This is a genomic window from Thalassospira profundimaris, from assembly GCF_003326755.1.
GTDB lineage: Bacteria > Pseudomonadota > Alphaproteobacteria > Rhodospirillales > Thalassospiraceae > Thalassospira > Thalassospira profundimaris_B.
Genome location: NZ_JPWH01000068.1, coordinates 1 through 1493 on the forward strand (window position 1 = coordinate 1; position 1493 = coordinate 1493).

General features: G+C 51.0%; 1 protein-coding gene and 1 pseudogene. Both read left to right on the forward strand.

Translation table 11 applies throughout. The annotated features are described in order from the left end of the window. On the forward strand, positions 1 to 416 hold a 416-nt coding region (locus tag TH25_RS24565; RefSeq protein ID WP_258549303.1), incomplete at its 5' end, for a methyl-accepting chemotaxis protein. 395 nt (positions 417 to 811) lie between these two features. Next, a pseudogene (locus TH25_RS24570) lies at positions 812 to 1493 on the forward strand (hypothetical protein); the annotation flags it as partial.

Genomic DNA, 1493 nt, shown 5'->3' on the forward strand with positions numbered 1-1493 from the left:
GTGAAGCGGGCAAGGGGTTTGCCGTTGTTGCGGGCGAAGTCAAATCACTGGCGACACAAACCGCCAGATCAACCAAAGACATTACCGACCGTATTGCCGCCATTCGCGAAAATACCGTGCGCGTGGTGACAGAACTGACCGATACGCGCAAAGTCATCGAAACCAACGAGGAAATTGCCGAAAACCTTGGGGCGGTCGTCGATCAGCAACATGCCGCCTCACGCGATATTGCCGATAACATCCTTGCGGTTGCCAACGGCATCAAAACCATCACCACCGACCTTGCCCGTCTTGACGGCCTCGCCGAAAAAACCGCCGAGCAAGGTACCCGTCTGTCGGAATATTCCGAAAACCTTTCGGGGCATTCCGAAGGCCTGTATGACGAGGTCAAAGGCTTCATCGAAGAAGCTCTTTAAGCCAGTGCGGACGGTCTATCAACGACCGTCCAATCTTTGGAAGGCAATCCTCCCGGCCAACGGTGCCGTGTCGCTTTCACATCCCATATTTACCGCAAAAATGGCCCAAAACAGCAGATGTCTGGCGTTTTACACCATCAGCCACCTTAAAATGCGGGGCTGATCATATTGGGCCATCATCAACACGCAAAATGCCAGACCTTCGGTGCCACATTCCTGCCCACCGGCTGTTTACCTCTCTGATTAACCCCTGGTTGATGATTTCTCTCGGAACATCACCCACTTTCGTTAGTTATATTCTTAATCAGCCTATCCAATCGGCTGAAAAACTATACTAAAGGTAGAAAAACACCTCGCACGAACCACGTAAAACATCTCGAGGACTTAGCAATAATATGTTGAAATCATCACGCAAGAAAAAGGAAGAACGATCTGAAAGAGCACATGCCAGCAGCATGGAACTCGCGGCAGCACGGCAAAATGTTTTTTTCAAAGACCTGATCAATTCGATCCCCTACAACATTATCACCTGCGATCTTTCGGCAAATATTCGGTTCATTTCCAAAGACTTTGCCGGGATCCTGCTGGGAAAAACCGATGTGAACTTTTCGCAAATCATCGGCACCCCCTTAAAGCAGTTGCACAAAACGTTTGACCGGGCACAGTTTTCGAATTTGGGCGAGAATGTCGCAAAAATGCCGCTTTATCATCGGGTGCGCATTGAGGGCGATACACTCATGATCACGATCACCCCACTGTTGGATGAAAACGATACCGCAACCGGCTTTATTCTGAGCGGCGAAGTCATTACCGCTCAGGTCAAAATGGGGCGCACCTGTGTCAGCCTGTCGGAAAAAGTGCGTGAAGCGGCGGACAGTCTCAATATATTGTCAAATGACCTTGCAGAAAGCGCGTCAACCGGATCCGAACTGGCCGGTAAAATTCGGACCGAAGGCGACAGCACAGCCCAACAGGCCAATCACGTGTCCGCCGCGTCCGAGGAAATGACCCAGTCCATCAGCGAAATATCCTCGCAGATTGACCGGCTTACCGAAGTCGCCAACCGGGCGGTATCGG